Annotated in this window: 17 protein-coding genes; 7 read left to right on the forward strand and 10 right to left on the reverse strand. The window is 71.2% G+C overall.

Features of this window, described 5'->3' with window-relative positions:
- Positions 1-9: 9 nt before the first annotated feature.
- Entirely contained in the window at positions 10-1,401 is a 1,392-nt protein-coding gene (locus tag ABZW60_RS13015; RefSeq protein ID WP_355476313.1) for a GH1 family beta-glucosidase, read from the forward strand.
- Positions 1,402-1,469: 68 nt separating this feature from the next.
- On the opposite strand, the gene ABZW60_RS13020 is transcribed toward ABZW60_RS13015, so the two are convergent.
- Complete coding sequence (locus tag ABZW60_RS13020) at positions 1,470-1,928, reverse strand: hypothetical protein (protein WP_355476315.1); 459 nt, start codon at positions 1,926-1,928, stop codon at positions 1,470-1,472.
- Between the two features lie 158 nt (positions 1,929-2,086).
- On the opposite strand from ABZW60_RS13020, the gene ABZW60_RS13025 reads away from it, so the two are divergent.
- Entirely contained in the window at positions 2,087-3,031 is a 945-nt protein-coding gene (locus ABZW60_RS13025) for a hypothetical protein (RefSeq protein WP_355476316.1), read from the forward strand.
- Positions 3,032-3,067: 36 nt separating this feature from the next.
- On the opposite strand, the gene ABZW60_RS13030 is transcribed toward ABZW60_RS13025, so the two are convergent.
- From ABZW60_RS13030 to ABZW60_RS13040, 3 genes are all read right to left on the reverse strand, one after another.
- The gene (locus ABZW60_RS13030; protein WP_355476318.1) at positions 3,068-3,517 is read right to left on the reverse strand and encodes a hypothetical protein; all 450 of its coding nucleotides are present in this window, start codon (positions 3,515-3,517) and stop codon (positions 3,068-3,070) included.
- A 61-nt stretch (positions 3,518-3,578) separates the two neighbouring features.
- On the reverse strand, positions 3,579-4,013 hold the full coding sequence (locus ABZW60_RS13035) for a hypothetical protein (RefSeq protein ID WP_355476319.1): 435 nt from the start codon (positions 4,011-4,013) through the stop codon (positions 3,579-3,581).
- 155 nt (positions 4,014-4,168) lie between these two features.
- Entirely contained in the window at positions 4,169-6,865 is a 2,697-nt protein-coding gene (locus ABZW60_RS13040; RefSeq protein WP_355476321.1) for a LuxR C-terminal-related transcriptional regulator, read from the reverse strand.
- A 247-nt stretch (positions 6,866-7,112) separates the two neighbouring features.
- Here ABZW60_RS13040 and ABZW60_RS13045 point away from each other — a divergent pair, with 247 nt between their 5' ends.
- Both ABZW60_RS13045 and ABZW60_RS13050 read left to right on the forward strand, forming a co-directional pair.
- Positions 7,113-9,806, forward strand: coding sequence for a LuxR C-terminal-related transcriptional regulator (locus tag ABZW60_RS13045; protein WP_355476323.1), 2,694 nt, complete (start codon positions 7,113-7,115; stop codon positions 9,804-9,806).
- A 207-nt stretch (positions 9,807-10,013) separates the two neighbouring features.
- Complete coding sequence (locus ABZW60_RS13050; protein WP_355476325.1) at positions 10,014-10,724, forward strand: hypothetical protein; 711 nt, start codon at positions 10,014-10,016, stop codon at positions 10,722-10,724.
- A gap of 37 nt (positions 10,725-10,761) precedes the next feature.
- Here ABZW60_RS13050 and ABZW60_RS13055 read toward each other — a convergent pair whose 3' ends face one another.
- Entirely contained in the window at positions 10,762-12,051 is a 1,290-nt protein-coding gene (locus ABZW60_RS13055; RefSeq protein WP_355476326.1) for a hypothetical protein, read from the reverse strand.
- Between the two features lie 209 nt (positions 12,052-12,260).
- Here ABZW60_RS13055 and ABZW60_RS13060 point away from each other — a divergent pair, with 209 nt between their 5' ends.
- The gene (locus ABZW60_RS13060; RefSeq protein WP_355476327.1) at positions 12,261-12,749 is read left to right on the forward strand and encodes a hypothetical protein; all 489 of its coding nucleotides are present in this window, start codon (positions 12,261-12,263) and stop codon (positions 12,747-12,749) included.
- A 114-nt stretch (positions 12,750-12,863) separates the two neighbouring features.
- Here the strand turns inward: ABZW60_RS13060 and sulP are convergent, their stop codons facing one another.
- The 4 genes from sulP to ABZW60_RS13080 form a co-directional block, all read right to left on the reverse strand.
- Complete coding sequence (gene sulP, locus ABZW60_RS13065; protein WP_355476329.1) at positions 12,864-14,618, reverse strand: sulfate permease; 1,755 nt, start codon at positions 14,616-14,618, stop codon at positions 12,864-12,866.
- Between the two features lie 45 nt (positions 14,619-14,663).
- The gene (locus ABZW60_RS13070; RefSeq protein WP_355476331.1) at positions 14,664-15,593 is read right to left on the reverse strand and encodes a PPK2 family polyphosphate kinase; all 930 of its coding nucleotides are present in this window, start codon (positions 15,591-15,593) and stop codon (positions 14,664-14,666) included.
- Positions 15,594-15,602: 9 nt separating this feature from the next.
- The gene (locus tag ABZW60_RS13075) at positions 15,603-18,377 is read right to left on the reverse strand and encodes a cation-translocating P-type ATPase (RefSeq protein WP_355476332.1); all 2,775 of its coding nucleotides are present in this window, start codon (positions 18,375-18,377) and stop codon (positions 15,603-15,605) included.
- 79 nt (positions 18,378-18,456) lie between these two features.
- On the reverse strand, positions 18,457-19,947 hold the full coding sequence (locus ABZW60_RS13080; protein WP_355476334.1) for a DUF2252 domain-containing protein: 1,491 nt from the start codon (positions 19,945-19,947) through the stop codon (positions 18,457-18,459).
- Positions 19,948-20,152: 205 nt separating this feature from the next.
- Between ABZW60_RS13080 and ABZW60_RS13085 the strand changes: the two genes are divergently transcribed.
- Both ABZW60_RS13085 and ABZW60_RS13090 read left to right on the forward strand, forming a co-directional pair.
- On the forward strand, positions 20,153-21,433 hold the full coding sequence (locus tag ABZW60_RS13085; RefSeq protein ID WP_355476336.1) for a diacylglycerol kinase family protein: 1,281 nt from the start codon (positions 20,153-20,155) through the stop codon (positions 21,431-21,433).
- Positions 21,430-22,029 carry a phosphatase PAP2 family protein gene (locus ABZW60_RS13090; protein ID WP_355476338.1) on the forward strand — a complete coding sequence of 200 codons (600 nt, stop codon included), beginning with the start codon at positions 21,430-21,432 and terminating at the stop codon, positions 22,027-22,029. The genes ABZW60_RS13085 and ABZW60_RS13090 overlap by 4 nt, the downstream gene beginning before the upstream one ends.
- Here the strand turns inward: ABZW60_RS13090 and ABZW60_RS13095 are convergent.
- Positions 22,014-23,270, reverse strand: a complete 1,257-nt coding sequence (locus ABZW60_RS13095) for a sodium:proton antiporter (protein WP_355476340.1) — start codon at positions 23,268-23,270, stop codon at positions 22,014-22,016. The two genes, ABZW60_RS13090 and ABZW60_RS13095, sit on opposite strands and share 16 nt — an antisense overlap.
- Positions 23,271-23,358 lie beyond the last annotated feature (88 nt).

Here is a 23,358-nt window from a genome sequence, read left to right on the forward strand (position 1 = left end):
AAGGCAACTATGAGCACTCCTGAGACCCTTGTCGCGGGGTTCCCGTCCGGCTTCCGGTGGGGCGTCGCCACCTCGGCGTACCAGATCGAGGGCGCGGTGAGCACGGACGGCCGGACCCCGTCGATCTGGGACACGTTCTGCCGGGTGCCGGGAGCGATCGACAACTCCGACACCGGCGACGTCGCCTGCGACCACTACCACCGGATGCCGGCCGACGTGGCGCTGATCAAGGACCTCGGCCTCGACACGTACCGCTTCTCGGTGGCCTGGCCGCGGGTCCAGCCGCGGGGCAAGGGCCCGGTGAACGCGGCCGGTATCGGCTTCTACGACCGGCTGGTCGACGAACTGCTTGCCCAGGGCATCGACCCGTGGGTGACGCTGTACCACTGGGACCTGCCGCAGGAGCTCGAGGACGCGGGCGGCTGGCCGGTGCGCGACACGGCGTACCGGTTCGCCGAGTACGCGATGCTGGTGTTCGACGCGCTGCAGGACCGGGTGAACACCTGGACCACGCTGAACGAGCCGTGGTGCTCGGCGATGCTCGGCTACGCGTACGGCGTGCACGCGCCGGGCCGGCGGGAGTACCCGGACGCGATCGCCGCCGTCCACCACCTGCTGCTCGGCCACGGGCTCGCGACGCAGCAGATGCGTGCGGCCGCGCCGCGCAAGCTCGACATCGGCATCACGCTCAACGTCGCGACGGCGTACCCGGCCTCGGACGCGGCGCCGGACGTCGACGCGGCACGACGGGCGGACGGCATGGGCCGGCGGATCTACCTCGACCCGCTCGTCCACGGGCACTACCCCGCCGACGTGGTCGCGGACCTCGCCCGCGAAGGCGTCGAACTGCCGATCGAGGACGGCGACCTGGAGATCATCTCGGCGCCGATCGACGTGCTCGGCGTGAACTACTACTTCAGCCAGAAGTTCACCGGGTACGCCGAGGACGGCAGCACCGCCGACGCGAACGGGCTGCCGGTGAGCCGCGACGTACCACTGGGCCGGCCGCGCACCGCGATGGACTGGGAGATCGTCCCCGAGGGATTCACCGACCTGCTGCTCAGCATCGCCCGCGACTACCCCGGGCTGCCGATGGTGATCACCGAGAACGGCTCCGCGTTCGACGACGTGGCCGACGAGAACGGGTACGTCGCCGACACCGGCCGGACGGAATACTTCACGTCCCATCTGGGTGCCGTGGCCGACGCGATCGCCCGGGGCGCCGATATCCGCGGCTACCTGGCCTGGTCGTTGATGGACAACTTCGAATGGGCCTACGGCTACGTCAAGCGCTTCGGCATCGTCCGGGTCGACTACGAGACCCAGGCCCGGACACCGAAACAGAGCGCGCTGTACCTGAAGCAGCTCGCCGCCCTGCATCGGGCCGGCCGGACGTCGTGAGGTGAGGACCGCGGGTGGACCGGCGGAGCCGCGGTCGGGCTCCGCCGGTCTGCCCGTCGTGGTGGCAGCTACTCGGCGATCTCGCGTCCGTGGACGGTCAGCGCCCAGATGATCAGGATGTCCATCAGGATCATCAAGGACGACCAGACCGGGTGCGCGGCCAGGAATCCGACGTTCACGATCGCGCTCGCCATCGCCACCAGGACGCCGACGATCCGGGCCCACAGTTGGCCGGCGAACACCGCGATCCCGGCCCCCGCGACGACGGCGCCGCCGATGATGTGGACCCAGCCCCAGACCGTGTAGGAGACGTGCACGGTGAGGTGCGACTTGTCGACCTGGAAGTACCCGTCCTCGAACAGGGCGACGAACCCCTGCAGCATGTGGAAGATCCCGAGCAGCACCATGATCACGCCGGCGAACGCGATCCAGCCGACCCAGGCCGACATCATCGTCGGCTGGACGTGGTACGGCTTCTCCGGCTCAGCCACGTCGGCGGCTTCGGGCGGTTTCGTGGAATGCGACATGGCCGGTCTCCCCTCGACGGAATCCTCGGATCCAGCCTTCGCCCCGTCGGGCGCGCGTGCCTCATCCGGCGAGGATGAGGCAGGTCAGGCGGTGAGGTGACAGGTTCCTGAGGGTGAGTGCGACGCCACGGCGATCCGGTGCCGGCGGACCACGGAGCGTGGGCCGACTGGTCTGGTGGTGTTGCACGTGTGGGGCGGTCGGGCTCGGGACGCTGTGCATCTTCGTCTGGTGGGGATGGTCGGCCGCGGTCGTACTCATGGCGCTCGGCACGCTGGTGGCGGCCGTCGCCGCGTCGGCCATCTGGTCGGGCGAGGACGTGCAAGGTGCGGGCCGCAAGATCGCCAAGACGACAGGCGCCGGCGCCGTACTGGGCCCGTCCATCGCCGGCCTGATGTCAGCCTTCGGCTCCACCGGCTTGCTGATCGTGCTGCTCCTCACCGGCTCGTCGCCCATGGTCACAACCTTCGTGCGCACACGATGGTTCACGCCGCCGCAGCACCCCGAGACCCCAGAACAAATCGACCCCACCGACCAACCGGCGTACCCGCCGTGGCCGGTGGACGCCCAGCAGGCGGCGGACCCGCCGCGCCCCGAGGAAGCGGGGCCGGCGAACCCACCTACGGACGCCCAGCGACCGGCAGACGCGCAGCCGCAGGCGGAACCGCAGCCGGAGGACGCACAACCGGCGGACCCTCAGCACGCGGCAGACGCCCAGCGGCCCGCGGAGACGCAGCCAGCGGCGGACTCCCCGCGGGCGGCGGATGGGCAGCCTGCGGACCCACGGCACCCGGCAGACGCCCAGCCGCCGGCCGAGACGCAGCCAGCCGGGGACTCGCCGCGGGTGGCGGATGGGCAGCCTGTGGGGGAATTCGGGGGGCTGGATGACGGGGCGTTGTGTTTGGCGTGGCGGCGGAGTTTCTTCTTGCTGGAGGGGGCGGCGACGGCGGGTGAGCGGCTGGCTGTGGTCGAGCAGCGGCAGCGCTACCTCGACGAGTTGTACCGGCGGTCGCCGGACGGGCTCGCGGCCTGGTTCGCCTCCGGGGCACGGGCGTCCGGTGACCCGTTGCCGTACGTCGACGAGAGCCGGCGCCGGATCGAGTGATCCGGCGCCGGCAGGCACTGCCTCCGTTCGACCTGGCTAAGCCTGGGGCCCCTGCGCGCTGCTCCACGGAGCGTCGCCGACGCCGCCCAGGCGGTCCCGTACGTCGTGCCACCGGACGGTGAGCGCCCACAGCACGATCACGTCGAGCGCGATCATCAGCAGCGACCACACCGGGTACGCCCCGAACCACGCGATCTGCGAGACGGCGTGCAGGCCGACCACCACGATCGCGACGATCCTGGACCAGCCGGTGGCCGCGAGCAGGCCGCCGCCGACCGCCATCAGCAGCAGGCCGGAGATCATCAGCGCCCACCCCCAGCCGGTGGTGTTCACGACCACGAAGTGCTCGGGCCGCACCACCAGCTGGTCGTCGGCGAACCACGCGACGAACGCCTGGAAGACGTTCACCAGGCCGATCACCATCAGCATCGCACCGGCGAACACGACGAACCCGGACAACGCCATCCCTTTTCGTTCGTCAGCCATCTGTGTGCGCTCCTCCCGTTGCCCTGCTGTTGCCCTGCTGCCGCCACCGGGCGACGGTCCGTCAGACCTTCACGTCGCGACCGTGCACGGCCAGCGCCCAGATCACGAAGACGTCGACGGCGATGACGATGATCGCCCAGAACGGGTAGTACGGGATGAAGGTGAAGTTGGCCAGCGCGCTCAGCGCCGCCAGGATGATGCCGATCACCCGCGCCCACGTCTGCCCGGCCATCACGGCGAAGCCGGCCACCGCCACCAGCGCGCCGACGATCAGGTGGATCCAGCCCCAGGCGGTGGCGTCGAACTGGAACAGGTAGTTGCGGGTGGCGACGTAGAACTCGTTCTCGAAGAGCGCCACCAGACCGGAGAACGCCTGGAAGGCTCCGGCCATGATCATCATGACGCCGGCGAACAGGACGAATCCGACCGCCCAGCTGCTGACCTCGTGTTCCTCGCCGGCGGCGTCGTAGTGCGATGCTGCTGCCCCTTGGGTCACTGTCGTTCACTCCCTGATGTGTCGGCCACTGTCGTGCCATCGTGATCCGGAGTCGTGCGCGGCGGCCGCGACGGACCGCCAGGCTCCTGACCCGATACCCGGACGATGCGCCGTGCCGGCCGGACCGGCATCACCCGCTCCGGACGATCTGGGGCTCAGGCCGGGATCAGGCTGAGCGCGCGGGCCCGCCGTACGGCCTCGTTCCGCCGGGAGACCGCGAGTTTGCGCAGGATGTTGCGGATGTGGGTGCGCACGGTGTTGACCGACACGTACATCTCCAGCGCGATCTCCTCGGTGGTGAGCAGCTCGGACAGGTGTCCGAGGACCTCGATCTCCTTCGGTGTCAGCGGTTCGATGATCGGCTCGGTGTCCGCCCGGCCCGGTGGCGAGCCGGTACGGATCCGGACCGTCCTGGTCCGCGGGCCGAGGACGGGCCTGAGCCAGGTGTTCTGACCGACCAACTCCGGGTCGGATTCGAGCAGGTGCCGGACGGCCGGCGCCGCCTCCCAGAAGGGCCGGCGCAGTTCCTCCGGCCGGGCCAGGCGGACCGCGTCGGCGACCGCGGTCCGGGCGCGGCCGGGTGACCCGCGGTGCAGCTCGTACGCGGCCTCCAGCAGCCGGGCGCCGACGGTGGCCTGCAGCGGCATGTCATTGCCCTGGGCAAGAATGCTCGACGCCGAGGCCGCGACGCCGGTCCAGTCCTGGCGCTGCAGATGCGCGTGACCGAGCACGAGCGTGCTGACCGCGTCCCCGGAATCGTCCAGCCGCTCGATCATCCGCGCCGCCTCGTCGGGCCAGCCCTGGGCGACCATCAGCTTGGCCGCTTCGACCTGCAGCGGCCGGACGGGCCAGCCGGTGTCGATGCCGGGACTGCCGGCGGCCTCCTCGACCAGGGCCATCGCCTCGTCGAGCGCTCCGCGAGCTTCGAGCAGGCGTGCCTGCACCACTGCGGCCTGGGCGCGCAGGACAGGCTCGTCGCACGCGTCGAACGACCGCATCGCCGCTCGGACGTGGTCGTCGCCGGCCCGGAGCTCGTGCCGCTCGATACTCACACCGGCGAGGGCGATCTCGACCGCCGCCAGCGGACCGTCCGCCAGCACCCCCGCGCACTCGGTCAGGGCCACCGACCGCGCCGCCCACTCGTGAGCGCAGCGCAGCGCGCCCTCGGAGGAGTCCAGCAGCGCGAGGTAGCCGAGGCACGCCGCGGTCAGGCTCTCGTACCCCGGTGCCTCCGCGTCCACCGCCGCGATCAGCGCGGCGCGTGCCCCGGCGATGTCGCCGTCCTGCAGCAGCGACCGCGCCTTGACCGCCCGCACCAGCAGGGCGAGTTCCGGATGGGCCGCGACCTTCTGCTGGTCCAGTGTGCCGAGCTTCTGCTCGGCCAGGTCGGCGAGCAGCGCGGTGCGCGGATCGCCGGTCAGCGCCGAGCTCGTGGCCCGGACGATGTCGGCTGCCAGTTCGACGGCGTGATCATGGTCCGATTCCGGGGCCGGCGACCGACAGGCCTGTTCCAGCTCGTGAGCACACCAGGCGGTGTCGTGGTCGGTCAGCGCCAGTGCGGCCCTGACCACGGTGGCGGCCGGATCGGCAACGTCGGGCGGCATCTTCCGCAGGGTCACGTACACCCCGCTGCTGTCGTCACCCAGCAGGACCTCGCCGATGGCGAGACCGTCGACGACGTACGCCGACGCATCGCTCCAGGCCCCGGCCTCGGAGGCGAGTCCGACCGCGGCCTCGAGCAGACCCTGCCGTGCGAACCAGTCGGCCGCCGTCTTGAGCAGCTGTCGCCGTTGCCGCGGTGACTCGTAGGCGAGTTCGGCGCGCAGCAGGTCGCGCAGGAACGGGTGGTAGCGGTACCAGCCGGGATGCTCGGGCAGCGGCTCGACGAGCACGTTGCCGGCAGCGAGAGACCTGAGGGTCTCTCCCGCCGAGGGCCCCGCGAGCTCCTCGATCAGCCCGGGCTGGAGCACGTCCACGACGCTGGTCCGCAGCAGCAGCGACCGTACGTCGACGGACTGCGTGCGGAGCATCTCGACCGTCAGGTACTGGGCGATGTTGCCGCTGTCGCCCGCGAGGTGGGCCACGGCCTCGTCCGGGTCGTCGCCCCGCTCCAGGTACATGCTCGCGAAGCGCAGGCCGACCGCCCAGCCCCGGGTCCGCGAGGTCAGCGCGGCGACGGAGTCACCGCAGAGGCTGATCGCCGACAGCTGCATCAGGCGGGCCGTCTCCTCCTCGGTGAAGGCGAGATCGGCCATCCGTACCTCGGTGATGATCCCGGCCTGGCGGTAGCGCAGCAGCGGGAGTGCGGGATCGACGCGGGTCAGGATCACCACGCGCAGGCGCTGATCGCTGTGCTGCAGCAGGAAGTCCAGGTCGCTCGACCGCTCGGCCGCGGCGACCTCGTAGCCGTCCAGCACCAGTGTCACCGGCCGCGTCCGCCGGGCCAGCGCCGTGGCGAGCTCGGTGAGCAGCTGGGAGTGTGCGTCCGCGCTGTCGTCGCGGGCACCCGCCAGGACCACGCCTTGCCGGCGGAGCGCCTCGACGACGTCGGCCCAGAACATCGCGGCCGGGGCGTCCTGCTCCTCGAGTGTCAGCCAGGCCATGCCGTGCCCGGTCGCCGCGTGCCGGGCCGCCGCCCAGGCCGCGACGAGCGCGGTCTTTCCGCTCCCGGCCGGAGCGCTGACCAGCGTCAACGGCCGTTCCGCGCCGTCGTCCAAGCGTTTGTTCAGCCGCGGCCGGTCGACGTACCGCCGCGGACGTCGTGGGATCCCGAATCTGACAGCCGACAGCGGATCGACAGGCCCTCCACCGTCGATCCCTGCGGACTGCTCAGTTCTGTAGATGCCCCCCACGATCCATACCGTGACCCTGCTCGGGCCCGAGGGCATCACCCGCTACGGGTAATGCCGGGCGAACGCGCGTAGCATGGGCTGAGAGAGGGGCTGGTCGTTGGGGGCGACGATACAGACCGAGTGCCTCGTCGCGGGGGCGATGTGATCCGGGGCTACTGAGGACCAGCGCTCGGTATCCGCGCGTTTGTCCGCCGTGCAGTGCAGGGCCTTCGGTACGCGGCTGCGGGCGGTCGACAGGGTCGGGGCAATGTCACCTGCTGAAGCCGAAGAGTTCCGTTTCGATGCCTCCGAGGCGTCGGACCTCCGCCTGCTGACCACGAAGCTGGCGCGACCGCACCTGCCGTCGACGTACGTCGACCGGCCGCGGATCGCCGGCATGCTGGACGAGGGCACGCGGCGCCCGCTCACGGTGGTGAGCGCCGGCGCCGGCTGGGGGAAGACGCTGGCGACGGCGTCGTGGGCCGCGTCCCCACCGGTCCCGGGACCGGTCGCATGGCTCTCGCTCGACGAGAACGACAACGATCCGCGGTCCTTCTGGAGCTATTTCGTGGCCGCGATCCGCAGCTCCACCGAGATCCCCCGCGGCAACCCGCTGGCGGGTCTCGCGCCGGGCCTCGGCGGCCGGGACGGCAGCCACCGCCGGCTCGTCTCCGGGCTGACGCTGCTGCCGGATCCGGTCGTCGTCGTTCTCGACGACTTCCAGCTCGTCCGCGAACCGGCGGTGCTCGCCCGCATCACCGGGCTGCTGCGGCACCCGCCCGCGCAACTGCGGCTGGTGCTGCTGACCAGAGTGGATCCCGCCCTGCCACTGCGTCGCCTGGAGCTCCGCGGCGAGCTCGCCGAGATCCGCTCCCGGGACCTCGCCTTCGACGTCCCCGAGGCGGTGGCCCTGTTCGCCGCGGACGGCGTCCCGATCGGCCCGGACGACGTCCGGTTGCTCGTCGACCGGACCGAAGGATGGCCGGCCGGACTCCGGCTGGCGGCCTACTTCCTCAAGGGCGCCGGCCCGGGCCGGACAGCCGAAGCCTTCGCCGGCAACGACCAGGCGGTGAGCGAGTACCTGCTCGAGGAAGTGCTCACCAGTCAGCCTCCCGAGTTGCAGCGATTCCTGCTGCGGACCTCCGTCACCGACCGGCTGACCGGCGGCCTCGCCGAGGCGCTGACCGACGACCCTCGCGGGCAGCGCTTCCTGGAGCAGCTCGAGCGGTCGAACGCGTTCGTGGTCGGCCTGAGCCCGGACCGGAGGTGGTACCGCTACCACCCGATGCTCCGGGAGATGCTGCGGCACCAGTTGACGCTCGTCGAGCCCGAGATCGTGCCCGACCTGGAACGGCGGGCCGCCCTCTGGTTCGCGTCGAACGGTCAGCCGATCGAGGCGCTGCGGCACAGCGCGGACGCGGCCGACTGGCCGCTGCTCGGCCGGCTGTTCGTCACCCAGGCCGCCCCACTGATGCTGTCGTCCGAACGCGCCGCGGTCGCCGCGCAACTGTCCCGCGTCCCGGCCGGCCGGCTGACGGAAGAGCCCGAGCTGGCCGTGACCGCGGCGGCACTGTGTCTGCACGCCGGCCGTTACCAGGAGATGCGTCCGCACCTCGACCGGGCCCGGGCACAGCTGGACCGCGCGGGTCCGGAGGCGCGGATCGCCACCTCGATCGCGGTCCACACGTTCTCGGCCGCCGTCACGCGCTCGCGCGGGGACATCGACGCCTTGGTCGCGGACTCCGCGGCGGCGCTCGACGAGACGTCCGGGCCCGGGACGTCGCTTCCGGTCTCCGACCAGTACCGCGCGATCGCCCTGAGCAACCTCGGTACCGGACTGTTGTGGTGCGACGCCTTCGACGAGGCCGAGACGCGGCTGCGGGAAGGCCTCCAGCTCACCACCGCCCACCGGCTGGACGCGTCCCGGATCAACGTCCTGGCCCATCTGGGACTCGCCGCCGCCGTCGCGGGCAGGCTGCACGAGGGGGCCGGGTGCGCCACCGAGGCCGTCGAACTCGTCGACGCCCGCGGCTGGGAGCCGCTCCCGCAGGCCGCAACGGCACACCTGGCGTTGTCGATCGTCCACCTTCGCTGGAACAACGTCGACGAGGCGCAGAGCCAGCTGTCCCGCAGCGCCACGGCGGCGCGCCCGGAACCCGCGGTCAGGTGCGCGGTGGGCCTGACCCAGGCGCGTCTGTACGCCACCCTCGGCCGGGTGGAGCCGGCGCGCGAGCACCTGGCCCGCGTGCGCGGCGAGTTCCATCGGTGGCGGCCACCGGTGCTCCTGCAACGGTGGCTGGCCGTCACCGAGGCCGAGATCGACCTCGCCGCCGACGACCCGACGGCGGCGATCGCCAGGTTCGGTCCGCCGGCCGGCCGGCAGCCGCCCTTCGACCGGGAGCAGACCTGCCTGGCAGAGGCGCTGCTCGCCGGCGGCGAGCCGTACCGTGCCGACGACATCCTGGCGCCGCTGCGGGCCGGAACGCACGACCCGACCGCCGCGGTGGAGGTCTGGCTGCTGACGACGCTGGTGGCCGACCGGCTGGGGGCGACCGACCGCGCCCTCGACGCGCTCGCCCGGGCCGTGGACGCCGCCCGGCGCGCGGGCGTACGGCGACCGCTCCTGTTCGGCAACACCGAACCGCTGTCGCGGCTGCTCCCCCAGGCCGAGCGGTGGGACCCCGACGCCACCGCTCTCCTGGACGAACTCCTCGCGGCCCTGGGCCTGGCCAGGCCGCTGACCGCGGTCGTCGCCCCGGCGACCGAAACGCTGACGGATCGGGAGTTGACCGTCCTGCACTACCTGCCGGCGATGATGACCAACGCGGAGATCGCGGCCGAGCTCTTCGTGTCCGTGAACACGGTGAAAGCACACCTCAAGCGGATCTTCCAGAAGCTGGGTGTGACCACTCGCCGCGACGCCGTACGGCGCGCCCGCGAGCTCGGTCTGCTGGGCCGCTGAGCACGCCGAGATCGTCCGCCGAGGGTGAAGCGGATCCCGTCCGGCCGCGCCTATCGTCGGCAGACAGGTGGAGCGTGCGATCAAGTGTCGGGATCGACCCGCACCCGGCCACCGCCGTCGCTCTTGGTGTCATTCTCTGAGGGGTGGGTGGCGCCAAGAGCCGGCGGATGCAGGCTGACGCGACCGACGGGGCGAAGGGCTGGGATCGTGAGCGAACCGACGCGGTCTCCCGGCGCCGGAAGGCACAATCGCGGCAGGTCCGGCGGCAGCGGTGTCTGGTCGTGGTCCGTCGCCCTCGCCACGGCGATCGGGCTGATCTGCGCGATCATCAGCTGGGGTCTGAGTTCCGTCGTCCTCAGCGTGATCGTGCTGACGTCGGTGGCCGCGGTCATCGCCGCGTCCGCGTGGGCGGAGGACGGCCGCCGTGCGGTGCCCAGAATCCTCCGGGCCGGTTTCGGTGCCGGGCTGGCCGCTCCGGCCGCGGTGGGGCTGATCGCCGTTCTCAAGCTCGCCGGCGTCCTGCTGGTGCTGGCCCTGGTGGTGACGACGCCCGCTGTCTCCTCGTTCCTCAGGGCGCGCCGGGACGCCAAAGGCGGTACTCCGGACGCCCGCTCGGCGCCGTCCACAGGCCTCGTGCCCGTGACGTCGTTCGTGGGCGGTCCCGCGGTCGATCCGGTGGTGGAGCTCGATTCTCTCGACGACGAGGCCCTGTGTCTCGCCTGGCGGCGAAGCTTCCGGCGGCTCGAGGCAGCTGTCACGATGGCGGAGCGTCTGGCCGTCGTGGCCCAGCGGCAGCGGTATCTCGACGAGCTCGACCGGCGGTCCCCGGACGGCGTCGCCGCCTGGCTCGCGGCCGGCGCACGAGCCTCCGGCAACCCCCTGCCGTACGTCGCCGACCGCCGCCGCCAGGCCGACTGAGCCCCGCCGACCGAGCCCCGCGGCTGAGACCGGCCGGCTACTTCGCGGCGCCGGGGACGGCTTGTCCCGGCACCATCGGCCGGGCGCCGGACGCCGACCGGCCCGCACCGACGAGGACCTGCACGACGGCCAGCAGAGCGACGACGAGCAGGAGCGACCAGAACAGCCGGGACACCGACATGTCGTTGCCCCAGAGCAGTACGACGACACCCAGCAGGCCAACGACCACACGCAGCCACTTGGCGTTCGGCGCGACCCATCGGCCCGCGTCGCCGACCGGTCCGCTCGCGACGGCACCACCGATGTTCTCCAGCCCGCCCCGGACCGTGCCGCGGACGGCGGACCCGTACCTGTTGGCACCGGCGAACCAGCCGACGACGATCAGGATCAGCCCGAGCCAGAACAGCACCTGCCGGCCTCGGTCCAGGTACACGAGCAGCGTGTCGTAGAAGACCCGGCTCGCCGGCGCGAACACCGTTCCCGCGAGCGCGTCGCTGAACAGCTGGCGCCCGACGGACACCGCCAGCGCGACCAGCAGCGCGTTCGCCGCCAGCACCGCCCCGATGATCACGGTTGTCCGCGGACGCCGGCGGGAGAGCACCAGGGCGACCAGATAGAGGCCCGCCACCACCACGATCAGCCACTTGGCCACCGGGTTCGCGAACGCGTAGATGTTCTTGATCTGCTTCAGCTGCGGCGCTTCCAGCAGGACGATCTGCTTGTCGACATTGGGCACCGGGATGTTCTGCACGATCGTGAGGCCGCGGTCGACGAGTCGCTGCTTGACACGATCGATGACCTCGGAGACGTCGAGGACCACCTGATCGCCCTGCAGCGAGACGGCCCCCGACTGGTCACCCGACAGGATGCGCTGCAGGGATTGCTGGGCTCTGGTGTTGACCGCGGTCCAGAGGTCGGCGAACTCGTCCGAGGCGAGGAACTCCCGGACCTGGCGGTCGATCAGGCTGTTGATCGCGGCGGCCAGCGGCCCGACGAGTCGCTGCAGCCGGGGACGGTCGGTGATGACCCCGGAGAACACGTCGTTGAGCAGCGCCTCGATGTCGACCTGCTCCTGGATCGTGTCGGTCACCTTGGTCGCGATGGCGTTCTGGACCTCGGGCGAGTTCACCAGCGGACCGACCGTGTTCACGTACCGCGTGGTGTCGTTCAGGGTCCGCTGCCCCCAGTAGGCGAGGGCCGCGGGCGCCGTCAGCAACGCCGCCAGCACCAGGCAGATCACCACCGCGGCCGCACGGCCCTTGGACGGCCGTTCCGCCGCCGAAGCGGTGGGCTCGGGATCCGGCAGCGTCGGGTTCGAATCGGACATGCTGCGCCTCCTCGACGGTCGTCTGAGAGCTCGATCGTCTCCGCGGCGGGCAGCGGAGAACCTCACCCTGCGTGGATGAAGCTGCGCGCCGCCCGGGGCGGGCAGGGCCTCATCCGCGTGGGGTGAGGTGCACGGACGGCGACGGGGACAGCATCCAGGTGAGGAGCCGCCGGTTCCGGCGGCGCCCGACGCACGAGAGGGGATGTCGAATGGCTGCGAAACGGGCTCCGGGGGCCATGGCCGGTTTGGTCGTCTTCGCGGGTGTGATGCTCGTGGTCATGGGGCTGGTCAACGTGTTCGAAGGATTCATCGCGCTGTTCAACGACGAGCGTCTGGTGATCACGCCGGACAACCTCATCGTCGTGGACCTGACCGCCTGGGGATGGTTCCTGCTGATCTTCGGGCTGTTGCTGCTGGCCGTCGGCTGCGGTCTGCTGGCAGCGCAGACGTGGGCCAGGATCACGGCGATCATCGTCGTCGGACTGCACGCCGTCCTGCAGATCGTGTCGCTCGGCGCCTACCCGGTCTGGTCGCTGCTGATGATCGCGCTGGACACCGCCGTGCTGTACGCCCTCACCGCCGGGTGGGGTGGGGCGAGCGAGCGGATCACCCAGCGCTCCGAAGCCGCCTGGAACGGTCAGGAGGACGAGGCTCCGCGGTCCGCGGCCGAACAGCGGGTGCCACCGACGATGGCCTGAGTGGCGATCGGCCGTCGGCGAGGAGACTCACCCGGTCGTTCCTCAGGCCGACACCCTCGAGCACGTCCGTTCGCGGACGTGCTCGAGCCACGTCCGGACCCGGACCGGGTGATCTCACCGCCGGGTGTTCTCGTCGTCGGGCTGGGCGTCGCCGGGCTGCGGATCCCGCCACTGCGCGCCGGTCTGCCGGATGTACTCCGCGACGGCGTCCTCGACCGTCGGCAGGAAGTGCGCCGGGTCGATCGTCCGGGTCAGCTCGTACCGCTCGATCTTCGCGCGGACCGGATCCTTCATCTCCGCGAAGACCAGCGAGACACCGCGCGCGTTGAGCCAGGCGTCGAGCTCCTGCAGCATGTCGGAGGCCGTGGTGTCGACGTCGGTGATCGGCTCGGCGGCCACGATGATCCAGCGCAGATCGGGCCGGTCGTTGGCGATCTGGCGCACCGAGTCGCTGAACATCCGCGAGTTCGCGAAGATCAGCGGCGCGTCGAAACGCCGGACGACCAGACCGGGCAGCCGCTGCGCGTCGGGGTAGCTGGCGGTGTCGTGCAGACCGGCGATCCCGCTCACCCGGCCGAGCTCGGCCTGGTGCGGCCACCAGGCGCGGCGGAAGACGTTCAGGATCGACAGGCCGACGGCGATCAGGATGCCGGGCAGCACTCCCAGCAGGGCCACACCGAGCAGCGCGGCGACGGACAGCCCGAACTCGGTCCGGCGCTGGTGCCACAGGCGACGGGTGCCGCCGATGTCGGCCAGTGACAGCGCGGCCGCGATGACGATCGCACCGAGCGTCGGCTGCGGGACGTACTGCATGAGCGAGGTGGCGAAGACCAGGACCACGGTGATGACGCCGGCGCCGACGACGCCGGTCACCTGGGACCGCGAGCCGGCCTGCTCGGCGACGGCGGTACGGGACCCGCTGGTGCTGACCGGGAAGCCCTGGAAGAAGCCGGCCGCGATGTTGGCGGCGCCGATGCCGACCATCTCCTGGTTGCCGCGCACCCGATCGCCCTTGCGCGCGGCGAACGCCGAGGCCGTGGACATCGTGTCGGCCAGCGCGACGACGGCGATCGCGACCGCCCCGGCGAGCAGCGGTGGCAGGTCGCCCCACCCGACCGAGGGGATCGTGAACGGCGGGAAGCCTTGCGGAAGCACGCCGACGGTGTCGACGTCGTGGGTCTCCAGATCGAACGCGTTCACCACCAGGGCGGCCAGCACCACGACGATGAGAACACTCGGCAGCTTGGGCAGCAGCCGGTTCAGCAGCAGGATGCCGGCGAGCGAGCCGATGCCGAGGACCGCGGCCGTCGCGTTGACCTCGCCGTTCGCGACCCCCGACAGGAAGTCGCCGGTCTCGGCCACCAGCCCGTCGGCATCGACCGAGAAGCCGAGCAGCTTGTCGAGCTGACCGACGACAATGGTCAGAGCGAGCCCGTTCAGGTACCCGATCTGGGTCGGCTTGGACAGCAGGTCCGCCACGAACCCGAGCCGGGCCACTCCGGCGACCGTCATCACCACACCGACCATCACGGCCAGCATCGAGGCGAGGGCGACCGCGCGATCCGGGTCGCCGCCGGCCAGCAGCAGCGGCGCGATCGTTGCCGCGATCATCGGTCCGAGGGACGAGTCCGGGCCGAGCACCAGCACCTTGGACGGCCCGAAGACCGCGTAGCCGAGCAGGCACAGGATCGAGGTGTAGAGGCCGGTCACCGGCGGCAGGCCGGCCAGCTCGGCGTACGCCATCCCCTGCGGCACCAGCAGGGCCGACAGGACGAGGCCGGCGACGACGTCCTTCGGGAGCCAGGCCCGCCGGTAGGACCTCGCCATCTCCACACCGGGCAGGTACTCGCCCCACCGGGACGGTTTCACGTCGGGTCGATCGGTGCCCTCGGCCATGGTCGTCCGCCGCTCGGCCTACTCGCCCGCGAACGGATCGGGCGCCGCGCCCTCGGGCGCCTGCTTCTCCAGCGCGGCCTTGATCTCCTGCAGCGCCGCCCGGGCGTCCTTGCCGACCTTCGGATAGCGTGGATCGATCTCGATCAGCGTGTTGGCGATCACGGCGGCCGCGGCGATCCGCGCGTACCACTTGCGGTCGGCCGGGATCACGTACCAGGGCGCCCACTCGGTGCTCGTCCTGGACAGCATCCGCGAGAACGCCCGCTGGTAGGAGTCCCAGTACTCGCGCTCGCGGACGTCGGCCGCGGAGAACTTCCAGTTGTGGTCGCGCAGGTCGATCCGGCGCAGGAAGCGGATCCGCTGCTCCTCGTGGGACAGGTTCAGGAAGAGCTTCACGATCTTGATGCCGTTGGCGCTGAGCATCCGCTCCCACTCGTTGATCTCGTGGTAGCGGCGTTTCCACACCCCTTTCCGGGTGCCGCGCGGAAGCTTCTGCCGGTCGAGGAGTTCCTGGTGCACGCGGACGACGAGCACTTCCTCGTAGTGCGACCGGTTGAAGATCCCGATCTGCCCGCGGGCCGGCAGGCGCAACCCGTAGCGCCACAGGTAGTCGTGGTCCAGCTCCTCGCTGGAGGGGACCTTGAAACTGTGCACCGCCACTCCCTGGGGGTTGACCCCGGTCATGACGTGCCGGATCGTGCCGTCCTTCCCGGCGGCGTCCAGCGCCTGCAGGACCACCAGCACACCGTGGGTGTTGTCCGCGTACAGCCGGGACTGGTACTCGGACAGCATCTCGGTGCCCTGGACCAGCAGTTTGCGGCCGCGCTTCTTCGAACCGATCGTCCCTTTGAAGTCCGGCGCGAAATCCTTGCCCAGCCTCACCTTCTGGCCCGGTTCGACGCGGAACGGTGCGATGAAGTCGGCGATCCGCTGCTCGCGAGATGTCATGGTCTCCCCCTATCCCTGCGCGGGCATGCTCCGGACGCGGGCCGGCGCGAGGGCGTCCTCCGGGCGGAGTCTCGCCGGCGTCCGCCGTCTGCGCCTGGTGACCAGCTTGTCCAGCTCGACGGCGATCGGGAGCAGCGCGGCCAGGCCGAAACTGGTGAGCCACTGCCGCGGACTCAGCTCGACGGTCAGCAGGCCGGCCTGCAGCGTCGGCAGCTCGCTCGCCAGGAACAACAGGACGACGGGGATCAGCGCGATCGCCACCGCCTTGATGATCGGCGGGACCAGGCCGCTGGCCGGTGCCCGCCGGTTGACCACCGAGTTGAACGCGGTCCCCAGGCCCATCACGACGAACGTCATCGTCATCGACACCGTGCCCTGCGTCGTACTCGGATCGTCCGGCCCCGCCACCAGCGGCGCCCCGGCGGCCAGGAACAGCACGAACGCGTAGCCGACCCACCGGATCACCGCGCCCCGGTTCGTGATCGGTACGGCGGGGTCGCGCGGCGGGCGGTGCATGACGTCGGGATCACCGGGATCGATCGCGATCACCACGACCCCGACGGCGGTCGCGAAGAACAGCAGGAACAGCACCATCGACGGGGTCATCGCCACGCCGTCGTTGATGTCGAACGCGGTCGCGGCGAGGAAGAGCAGGACCAGTGAGAGCAGCTGCGTCATCTGGTACCGGACGTAGGAGACGACCTTGTCGTAGACACGCCGGCCGATCTCCACGGCGTGCACGAGGGTGCCGAAGTTGTCGTCGGTGAGCACCATCCGCGCGGCCTGTTTGGTCACCTCGCTGCCGCTGCCCATCGCGACGCCGATATCGGCCTGCTTGAGCGCGGCCGCGTCGTTGACCGCGTCGCCGGTCATCGCGACGATCATGCCCTGCTCCTGCATCGCCCGGGCCAGGCGCAGCTTGTCCTGCGGGGTGACCCGTCCGAACACGTGCAGCTCGGGCAGTCGCTGTTTCAGCTGCTCGTCGGTCAGCGCCGCCAGTTCGGTACCGCTGATCGCGCCGGGCCCGAGCCCCAGCTGCTCGCCGATCGCCTGCGCGGTGACCGCGTGGTCGCCGGTGATCATCCGGACGTCGATGCCGGCCGCGAGCGCCGTACGGACCGCGCTCTTCGCCTCGGCGCGGAGCGGGTCGATGATGCCCGCCAGCCCGACGAACGACAGCCCGGTGGTCAGCGACATGGGATCGCCGGTCATCGACGTCAGCTCGTCGTCGGCGACCAGGCGGGCCGCGAACGCCAGCACCCGCAGGCCCTGCCGCCCCATCCGCAGGTTGGCCTCGTCGATCCCGGACCGTCCTTCGGCGATCGGGACCTGCGAGCCGCTGAGCGGTCCGCCGACCTGGCTGCAGCGGGCCACGACGACGTCCGGCGCGCCCTTGACCAGCTCGATGACGTGCTCGGCGCCGTCGACGGTCACCCGGTGGAAGGTCGCCATGAACTTGTACTCGGAGTCGAACGGAACCTCCGACAGCCGCGGGTACCGCCGCCGGGTCTCCTCCGCGTCGATGCCGATTTTGCCGGCCAGCACCACCAGCGCCGCCTCGGTCGGATCGCCGATCACCGAGCCGTCGGCGTCGACCACCGCGTCGCTGTCGAGCGCCAGCCCGAGACCGAGCCGCGTGAAGTCCGGGACGGGGACGCCGGCCACCGACCGGATCGCGCCGCTCATCTTGTAGCCCTCGCCGTCGACCGTGAACCAGGAACCGCTCGCGTACAACGTCGACACCATCATCTGGTTCAGCGTCAGCGTCCCGGTCTTGTCGGTGTTGATCGCGTTCGTCGCACCGAGGGTCTCGACATCGGTCAGGTTCTTCACCACGGCTTTCGCGTCGGCCAACTGCCTGGCGCCGAGCGAGAGCAGGCCGGAGACGAACGCCGGCATGCCGGTCGGGATCGCCGAGATCGCCATCGCGGTCCCGAGCAGCAGCAGGTCCTTGGCGGGCATCCCGCGGATCAGGCCGACCACCACGATGATCGCGACCGCTCCCCAGGCGATGACGCCGAGGATCTTCGTCAGCGAGTCCAGCTCCTTCTGCAGCGGTGACCGGGTCCGGGTCACGGACGTGAGCATCGTCGCGATCCGCCCCATCTGCGTCTGCAGGCCGGTCGCGGTGACCACGAGGGCGCCGGTTCCCCTGGTGACCGACGTGCCCTGGAACAACATGTCGGTCTGGTCGCCCAGGCCGATGTCAGGCGCGTCCAGTGCGGTGGCGTCCTTGGCGATCGGCGCGCTCTCACCGGTCAGCGCGGCCTCCTGTGCCTCCAGCGTCGCCGACTGCACGATCCGTCCGTCCGCGGGCACGATGTCGCCCGCCTCGACCTGGACGATGTCCCCCGGGACCACCTCGGTGGCCGCGATCATCGTCACCTCGCCGTCGCGGACGACCCGCGCCTGCGGTACCTGCAAGGTGGCGAGAGCGTTGACGCTCGCCCGTGCGGTCAGCTCCTGGCGGGTGCCCAGACCGACGTTCAGCACGATCAGCAGCGCGACGATGATGCCGGTCGACAGTTCCCCGATCACCAGGCTGACGACCACGACGCCGATCAGCATGATGTTCATCGGGTCGCGCAACTGCTGGGTCGCGACGGCCCAGATCGAGGGTGGCTTCTCGGCCGGGATCTCGTTCGGACCGTACGACGAGAGCCGCTGGGCCGCCTCGGCCGCGGACAGGCCCGCCCCGGTGTCGGATCCGGCCGCCGCGACCACCGCGTCCGCCGCCAGCGCGTACGGCGCCTGCTCGCCCCCGGTCGCCGGAGGCACTGCCATACCGATCTCACCCACGGTGCTTTCCCTCCTCGGATCGGCGAGCCCGGCGCCGCCGTGTGGGACGGGCCGGCCGCCGATCTCAGACCTGTTGCAGAGCGTCGATCCGGTTCGAGCTGATGGCCTTGGCGAAGTCCGCGAAGTCCTGGTCGTTCTGGGCCGCGTACCGTTCGGAGAAGTCGGTCATCGACGTGTCGAACGTGTCGTCCTCGCCGAGGTAGGCGGCGATGGCGACCGGGTCGCCGGACCGTGCGTGCGCCCGGGCCAAGGTCCATCCACAGGTGCGGGCGTAGAAGTCCAGTTCCGCGGGCTTCATCATCTCCACGAGCGCCGAGCCCTTCATGTCGCGCAGCTGGCGCCAGTAGTAGTAGCGACCGGGCTCCACTCCCTCGGACCAGCCCAGGAAGATGTCGCTGGTGGCCTGCATCAGGCGTTGCCCGTGGACGACCCGCTCCCCGGACTGCGCGAATTCGCTCTTCGGCAACGGTCCTTCGAGCACCGACTGGGTGGCCTCCTTGACCTGGAGGAACAGCGGGTCGTCGCGGTCGCGGCCCTGCAGCAGGACGATGAACGCCCGGGTTCCGACGCTGCCGACGCCGACGACCTTGCGGGCCCAGTCGATGATCTCGAAGCGCTCGAGCAGGCGCCGCAGCTCGGGGCGGAGGCTGGCGCGGTAGCCGGTGAACAGGTTGATCACGACTTCCTCGAAGTCATCGGGTTGCCGGCCGTACACCGTGTGCAGCTCGCGTGCCGGGACGATCACCGGCGGGGCGCTGAGGATCCGGTAGCGGCCGTCGACTTCCTCGCTGAGCTTGGACAGGGCCTGGTCACTGTTGCGGGCGTGCGCCTTCAACGCGTTCTTCTGGAAGCGCTTCTGGGCCTCTTTCACCTGCTTCTGCGTCATCGCGGTGACGCTTTCCTTGTCGCCGCTCTGCTTCTCCTTGCTCTTCTTGGGTCCTTTGGCCCGGCCGCTGGCGGCGAAGAACGCGTCCACGGCCTCCTTGATCTGTGTCTCGCCCACGTGCGCGTACCAGACGTCGAGGGTCCGCATCGCGGCGAACTCGGCCATCGCCAGCCGGTAGGACGTGACACAGCCCTTCGTGATCGCACGGGCATCCGATGCCGAGCAGCCGTTGTTCTGGGCCGCCACCATGAAACTCGCGGCCAGCCGTTCGACGTCGTACTCGAAGGGCCCCGGCAGGGTCTCGTCGAAGTCGTTGATGTCGAACACCAGGGTGCGCTCGGGCGAGGCGAAAGCGCCGAAGTTGGACAGATGGGCGTCACCGCACAGCTGGACGACCAGACCGGCCGTCGGTGTCTCGGCGAGGTCGACCGCCATGATCTTGGCGGCGCCCCGGTAGAACGTGAACGGCGAGGCCATCATCCGGCCGTGCCGGACCGGGACCAGGTCCGGGTCCCGGCGCAGGTTCTGCTCCTCGATCAGCGCGACCGGGTCGGGCCGGTCCGCGGCCGGCGTCCAGCCCGCGTGGCTGTCCGGCGGAACCCGACGGCGGGCCTCGAGCCCCTGGGCCTGCCGTTCCTCCAGCGTCAGATGGTGCACTTGCGTGGACATGGCCGGCCGCCTCTCTCCTCGTCGCCGGCGCGGCACGCCGGACGTACCGGATACGCGGCCCTGCGATCCGCGTACGGCGCCGACGATTCAGCACCAGCCGCGCCCCCGCATCACCCCTGAGGGACGATCGGGCCGGGCCCTTTCCGGGACGGATTCATCCTGGGTGTGGGATGCCCGCGGCGCGCGACGGGTGTGACGTGGTCCCATGAGGCGACGGGTCGCGGCGGTGGTGGCGCTGGTGGCCGGGACGGCGACAGCTGTTCTCGGCGTGGTGGTCGCGGTCAGGGAGTTCCCGCGGGGTCTCGGTGTCACGGCCTGTTTGGTGATCGCCGCCGTGGCGGCCTGGTACGGCGCGCTGCGGCGCGGTGTCGCCCGTGTCGCCGGGCTGTACATCGGCGGTCTGGCGGCGGCCGGTGCGATCGTGCTCATCGCGGTGGGCGGCTCGTTCGGCGTCGACCTGCTGGTCCTGGGCGGGCTCCTGCTCACGCTGGCAGCGACCCGCGCCGCGTTCCTCGCCCGGGTGGACCTGCCACGGGTGCCCCCTCCGCAGCGGCCGGTGCTGTTCTACAACCCGCGCTCGGGCGGCGGCAAGGCGGAGCGGTTCGCCCTCGCCGAGGAAGCGCGCAAACGCGGGATCGAGCCGATCGAGCTCAAGGCCGGGGACGACCTCGAGACACTGGTCCGCAGCGCGGTCGCGCAGGGAGCCGACGCACTCGCGATGGCGGGCGGTGACGGGTCGCAGGCGATCGTCGCCGCGATCGCCGCCGAGCGGTCCCTGCCGTACGCCTGCGTGCCGGCCGGCACTCGCAACCACTTCGCACTCGACCTCGGGGTCGACCGTGACGACGTCGTCGGCGCTCTGGACGCGTTCGTCGACGGCGGCGAACGGCTGGTCGACCTCGCCGAGGTCAACGGCCGGGTGTTCGTCAACAACGTGTCGCTCGGCCTGTACGCCGAGGCCGTCCAGCGCAGCGGTTACCGCGAGGCCAAGCTCCGGACGCTGCTCGACACCGTGCCGGACGCGCTCGGCACCGAGGGCAGCCAGCTCGACATGCGCTGGACCGGTCCCGGTGGCGACGGGCACCGTGGGGGTGCGGCTGTGCTGGTGTCCAACAATCGCTACCGCCTCGGTCGTGCCGTCGGTTCCGGCACGCGTCCGCGCATCGACGACGGTCTGCTCGGTATCACCGTGCTCGGAGCGCCGACCGGGGGCGACGAACGTCGGGTCCAGCGACCGTGGCGCGAGTGGTCGGCTCCGACGTTCGAGGTCGAGGCCGATCGCCCCCTGCCGGCGGGTGTCGACGGGGAGGCGCTCGTTCTCGACGCACCGCTGCGGTTCAAGATCCGGCCGGGAGTTCTGCGGGTACGCATCGCCCACCAGCACCCCGGATCGTCGCCGTCGGCGACCGCGCCCGAGGGACTGCGCGACGGCCTGGCCGAGCTCGTGCGCATCGCGCTCGGCCGGGACCGGAAACCGGCCGGATGAGACCGGCCGGAGGGCCGGAGTCCGACGACGGCCGGACGTCCCGAACACTTCGCCGCCTCGAGGCCTACGACCACGCGCTGTTCGAGTCGGTGGCGCGGCTGTCCGTGCCGTTGCTGGACGAGCCGCTGCGGCGGGTGTCCGATTTCGCGGACTTCTCCAAGCCGTGGTTCCTGACGGCCGGCGCTCTCGCGCTGTTCGGCGGTCCGCGGGGACGACGGGCGGCGATCACCGGCCTGGGCGCGATCGGGGCCGCCTCCCTGGTGGTGAATCAGCCGTTGAAGCGGATGGCGAGTGATCGGCTGCGTCCGGACCGCGGCGGCCACGGCGTCCCGGTCGAGCGCTGGGTTTCGATGCCGTCCTCCGGGTCCTTCCCCTCCGGACACTCCGCGTCGGCGGCGGCCTTCGCGGTCGCCGTCGGCGGGGTCCTGCCGGTGCTCAGGCCGCCGCTGCTGGCCGCGGCGTCGGTCGTCGCCTTCTCCCGGGTGTACACCGGCGTGCACTACCCGAGCGACGTTCTGGTCGGCGTGGCCGTCGGAGCGGTCTTCGGGCGACTGGCCGCCCGGGTCGCGCTGCGTCGCGGTCACGGTCGTCGATGAGCAGGACGTCGTGACCGCGGGCCCGGGGTCGGGTCCTCGGCGGCCTGCTCGTGGCGCACGTACCAACTGCCGAACGGCCCGGCCGAGACCCCGTGCAGTACGACGCTCAGCAGGACGGTGAGCGCCACGGCCGCGATCGCGGGCTGCACCGGGCCGGTCGAGCCCAGTTCCTCGATCGCCAGCAGGGCGAACACGACCGAGGCCAGGCCCCGGGGACCGAACCAGCCGAGGAAGAGGACCGTGCGCCCGTCGAGTCCCTTGCCGATCAGGGACATCGCGACCGGAACCATGCGAACCACGGTCAGGCTCAGCACGGCGTACGCGAGCAGGGGCAGGTCGAAATTGTCGATCGCGATCGGAACCAGCGCCGCCCCGAACAGGAACCAGACGACGAACGCCAGGATCTCGCCGAGCAACTCCGGCAGTTCGACGACCTCGTCCACGTCCAGAGGCTCGTTGCCCAGCCCGGCCCGGAAGGCAAGGCCGGCCACGAACGCCGCGATGAACCCGTTGCCGCTGAACGTCAGCGCCAGCGCGAAGCTGCCGAGTGCGGCTGCCAGGGTGCCGAGTCCGCGGGCCCCGGTGCTCGTCCAGTGCCGCCGGGAACCGACCGCCAGCAGCCTGGCGCTCCCCAGCCCGATCACCAGCCCGACCAGCACGCCGACCGCGAGCTCGAGCAGTGCGCCACCACCCCCGTCGTGCGCTCCGAGTTGTCCGGCGGCGACCGCGAGCGTGAACGTGACGACAGGCGTGACGATGCCGTCGTTCAGGCCGCTCTCCACGTTCAGCGCGCGACGCAGGCGCATCGGTATCCGCCGGTCGTTGATGACCTGTGCGCTCAGCGCGGCATCGGTGGGAGCCAGCGTGGCGCCGACGAAGCCCGCGATGGCCCAGGTGAGGTCGTCGAACAGCCAAGCCGCCAGGAGCGAACCCAGCACGACCGACAGCGGCAGTCCGATACCGAGCAGGCGTCCGGGCAGGTAGATGTCGCGTCTCAGCCGGGAGAGGTTGACCCGCGCCGCATCGGCGAACAACAGCAGGGCGAGCGTCACCTCCGCGACCAGGTGGACCGACGGGGCGTCGACCTCCACCGTGAGGTGTCCCCAGTCGTGGCTCCCGATCAGGTATCCGGCGACCGTGAAGACCAGCGGACCGGTGATGTTCACCCTGGCCAGGAGGTCCGAGACGACCACCCAGGCGAGGACGAGGAGCGCGAGCACCGCGAACGTGGCTTCAGTCATGGCCGCGCCTCCGTCGTGCGAACGGCCCCGGTCCGGACTCGCCCAGCTGCACCCTGACAGCCGGCCGCGACCGTCGCCTCATCCCGGC

The organism is Kribbella sp. NPDC003557 (assembly GCF_040610805.1).
Classification (GTDB): Bacteria; Actinomycetota; Actinomycetes; order Propionibacteriales; family Kribbellaceae; genus Kribbella.